Annotated in this window: 3 protein-coding genes; 2 read left to right on the forward strand and 1 reads right to left on the reverse strand. The window is 63.6% G+C overall.

What is annotated here, in order from left to right:
- Positions 1–881, reverse strand: an 881-nt coding sequence (locus VK519_RS01590; protein WP_324347011.1) for a beta-galactosidase, incomplete at its 3' end; no start/stop codon positions are given.
- 355 nt (positions 882–1236) lie between these two features.
- On the opposite strand from VK519_RS01590, the gene VK519_RS01595 reads away from it, so the two are divergent.
- Both VK519_RS01595 and VK519_RS01600 read left to right on the forward strand, forming a co-directional pair.
- A complete protein-coding gene (locus VK519_RS01595) occupies positions 1237–3216 on the forward strand; it encodes a CocE/NonD family hydrolase (RefSeq protein WP_324347013.1) in 1980 nt (659 codons plus the stop codon).
- Between the two features lie 4 nt (positions 3217–3220).
- A complete protein-coding gene (locus VK519_RS01600; protein WP_324347015.1) occupies positions 3221–4402 on the forward strand; it encodes an FAD-dependent oxidoreductase in 1182 nt (393 codons plus the stop codon).
- Positions 4403–4544: the final 142 nt, after the last annotated feature.

The following is a 4544-nucleotide window of genomic DNA, read 5'->3' on the forward strand; positions in this document are numbered from 1 at the left end:
GCGCTGCCCGCGCCGCCCCACTTGTCGAAGGCACCGCCCTGGTATTCGGGGAAGAAGAGCGGCGTGTCCTTCAACGCCAGCCGTTCGCTGCTGAAGTCGTACAGTTTGTTCCAGCGATCAGGCTGGGTGCAGTCGAAGTCCAGCGGATACGAATCGAAGCCGGGAATCTGTGGCGCCCCCAGCCCGGCAAGGAAATTATCGTTGTGGTTGCCCGTCAATGGCACCGTGATGCCATCGGAGCGCGCCTTGTCGGCGATGTCCTGCATGTAACGGCGGGTATCGTCGTTCTCGGTGTAGAGCTCGTTCTCTACCTGGTACAGCAGCACCGAACCCGTGCCATTGGTGACCTGGTGCCGGGCGATGATGGCATCGATGTGGGTGAGCCAGTCCTTGTATGCGGCGGTGTATTCCGGCGCGGTGGTGCGGGGTTTTCCCGCGGTGCCGGCAAGCCAGGCCGGGAAGCCGCCGCCATCGGTTTCGGCATTGATGTAGGGGCCAGGCCGGGCAATCACATAGATGCCCTCGTCGCGCGCCATGTCCAGCAGGCGGTCTACGTCACGGATACCAGTGAAGTCGTAGACGCCGGGCCGCGGCGAGTGGAACCCCCAATGGAAGTAGATTTCCACGCCGTTATACCCGGCGGCCTTCATCTTCTGCAGCACGTCCTTCCAGAGCGACGGACTGGGAAGGCGCCAGTAGTGGAACGAGCCCGACCACAGGTAGATGCGCTTGCCGTCGACGAGGAGGGAGTATTTGTCGTAGGTGACGGTGTGCGAGACAGGCGACGCGCTCTTCGCCGGGAGAGTCTCGGCCTGCAGCGGCATCCACGGTGCCGCCGCCAACAGGGCCAGCACCGCTACCGCTTTCAAACCACTATCCATGCCCCGCCTTCCCGTCTGGACCCTGGCCCCGCAGCCTGGGGCAATTTGTGGATTGTTGCAAGTATGGGTAATCTCTCGAGCCACGCCCATAAGGGGTCGGATGGTGCTCGACCAACTTTTCATCACGCAGAAGTTCGCCCTCGTCCGCGATGACAAAGTCTGCGTGATGCACGTTGCACTCGCGGACACGACCCACCGATGCATCCTTCAATCATTCGGCGAAAATCCGCATCGACGTTGCCACGGCGCACATGAATAAAATTTCATCTCCTTGGGATCAACTTGCGTACTGGTGGTTTGCCTACCGAGTGAATCAATAGCCATAATCGGGCGATCCATTGGGGAGAACCTTAAGATGCGATCGAACCGCTTGTCGTCCGCCGTGGCTTGCGCCGCGCCTTTCTCCGTTGCGCTGGCGTGTTTGCTCGCTTCCGCGGCATCGCCGGCGCAGAAGGCCGATCCCCAGGCAGAGTTGATCGCCAAGCGCAACGCGCTGGAGCAGCAGCTCGAATCGGTGGCCGTCGTCGACCGCAAGGTGATGGTAAAAATGCGCGACGGCAAGCGCATGGCAGCGGATATCTACCGGCCGAAGAACGCTACTGGCAAGGTGCCGATCATCTTTTCGCGCACGCCGTACAACTTCAATTTCTGGGACGTCAAGCTTGGTGCGCCGCGTGACATGAGTCGCGAGCTTGAGGCCGTGAAGGCGGGCTACGCGTACGTCAACATGAATGAGCGCGGGCACTATTTCTCCGAGGGCAACTACGACATCCTCGGCGCGCCGCTTACCGACGGCGTGGACGCGGTGAACTGGATGGCATCGCAGCCCTGGTCGAACGGCAACGTGGGCACCACCGGGTGCTCTTCCACCGCCGAATGGCAGATGGCCGTGGTGGCGCAGGACGATCCGCACCTGGCGGCCTTCAATGTGCAGGGCTTCGGCGCCGGCGTGGGCAAGGTGGGCCCGTACTGGGAACAGGGGAACTGGTATCGCGGTGGCGCGGTGCAGATGCTGTTCATTGCCTGGATCTACGGCGAGCAGAACCAGGTGCGCCCGATGTTCCCCAAGGACGCCACCCAGGCTGAATTGATCAACGCCTCGCGCATGTTCGACCTCGACCCGCAAATGCCCCCGGTGGATTGGGACAAGGCCTTCTGGCACCTGCCCGAAAGCGGCATCATCGCCGCGGTGGACGGCCCCAAGGGTATCTTCGCCGACAAGATGCCGGTATCCACCGGCGGCAACTTGATCGCCCGCGCACCGAACGATCCTGCATGGCGCAAGGGCGGCCTGTGGAACGAGGACATGCCGATCAAGCGTCCGGGCCTGTGGTTCATGAGCTGGTTCGATGTGTCGGTGTCGCCCAACCTTGCGGCCTTCAACCATGTGCGCAAGACCGCGCCGAAGGACGTGGCCGACCAGCAGTACGCGGTGATCGCCCCGGTGCTGCACTGCGCCTATACCCGCGCCACCGAGCACACCATGGTGGGCGACCTGGACATGGGCGACGCCCGCTACGATTACATGAAGCTGACGATCGGCTTCTTCGACAAGTTCCTGAAGGGCGACGGCAAGGGCGGCATCGACCAGGCCAAGGTCACCTACTACGTGATGGGTGAGAACAAGTGGAAGACGTCCGATACATGGCCGCCCGCCGGCGCGACCACGCAGACGCTTTATTTCACCAGCGGAGGAAAAGCCAACACGCTGTATGGTGACGGCAAGCTCACCGCCAACGCGCCAGCCGCCGAGGACAACCCTGATCGGTTCATCTACGACCCAGCCAACCCGGTGCCGACCTTCGGTGGCGGTGGCTGTTGCCAGGGCAATGCGGTGAAATTCGGCTCGTTCGACCAGACCTCGCACGAAGTGCGCAACGACGTGCTGGTGTACGACTCGGAGCCCTTCAAGGAAGGCGTGGAAGTCAGCGGGCCGATCACTGTGAGCCTGTATGTATCGTCCAGCGCCAAGGACACCGACTTCACCTTCAAGGTGATCGACGTGCATCCGGACGGCAAGGCGTTCAACATCACCGAGAACATCCAGCGCATGCGCTACCGTAACGGCTATGACAAGCCGCTGGCGTGGATGAAGCCCGACGAAGTGACCAAGGTGACCTTCCAGCCGATCGATACCAGCAACTACTTCGGTCCGGGGCACAAGCTGCGCGTGGAAGTATCCAGCAGCAACTTTCCGCGCTTCGACCGCAACCTCAACACTGGTGGCAACAACTACGATGAAGCCAAGGGCGTGATTGCCAACAACGCAGTCCACCACGACGCTGGCCATCCGTCCTCGATCACCCTGACCGTGGTGCCGCGTACCGGTGGCTAAACCCATGCAGCACGATCGACGCCATTTCCTGCGCCAGGGCGCGACCCTGGCGGCAATGGCCTCGGCTGCCACCCTGTCCGGATGCGCGGTACAGGCGCCAAGGCGCGGAGGCGTGTCTCCCGCCGCGCTGATGGGTTCCGGCATCCCGACGCTTGCGCCGGTCAAGGCAAGCGCTGACCGCATCACCGGCATCTATGTATGCACGCGGCCCTTCCGCGCCGCGGGCCCGCGCATCGAGCTTGAGAAGCTCGGCCCCAAGGCCGTGGTTCACAACTACGGCCATGGCGGCAGCGGCTGGTCGCTCTCGTGGGGCTCAGGCACGCTGGCACTGGAACTGGCGATGCAGACGGGCGCGAGGGAACTGGGCGTGATCGGTTGCGGCGCGCTTGGCCTTACCACCGCGATCCTTGCCCAGCGCGCGGGCCTGCCGGTGACGATCTACGCCAAGCAGTTGCCGCCGGATGTGTTCTCGATGCGTGCCTCGGGCCTGTGGACGCCGGACTCGCGCATCTGCGACGACGCCCATGCACCGGCGCAGGCCGATCGCTGGGAAGCGATGGCGCGGACATCGTGGCGAAATTACCAGTCGATGCTGGGCCTGCCTGGCAACCCGATCCAGTGGATCGAGGGCTATTCGCTGTCCGACTATGCCCCGGGCCAGGCGCCACCTGATCCGGTGACTGACGAGCCGGAATACGGCCAGTTCCACGAGCGCATTGCCGACCTCACCCCGCATTCGGTGGACCTGCCACCTGGAAGCCTGCCGTTCAAGCAGCACTACACGCGCCGCTACACCACGCTGATGTTCAACATCAGCACGTATGCGCACATGCTGGTCACCGATTTCCTTACCGCAGGCGGAAAGATCCAGGTGCGCGAGTTCCACCACCCCGGCGATCTGCTGGCCCTGCCCGAGGCGACCTTGGTCAACGCCACCGGCTATGGCGCGCGGGCACTGTTCGGTGACGAATCGATCATCCCCGTCCGCGGCCAGACGGCGCGACTGATTCCGCAACCGGAAGTTACCTACGGGCTGCGTACCCCGCACGTGAGCATGGTGCCGCGAAGCGACGGACTGATGGTGCAGGTACTGGACGACCATGGTCAGTTCAACAACGCCGACACCACTCCGGTGCGGGCGGTGTCGGAAGAGGCCGTGCGCTCATTGGCCAGCCTGTTCGCTTGATGCCCGGATGAGCGCCACCGACAAGGCAGCCCCGCGCGTCCGGTGGCCCGGCAAACGCCTCGACCGCTCGTTCTTCGCGCGCCCGGCGCCAGAAGTGGCGCCCGACCTGCTGCACAAGGTCCTGGCCTCGCGCGACGGGCGC

The sequence above is a fragment of the Pinirhizobacter sp. genome, from assembly GCF_035317885.1.
GTDB lineage: Bacteria > Pseudomonadota > Gammaproteobacteria > Xanthomonadales > Rhodanobacteraceae > Pinirhizobacter.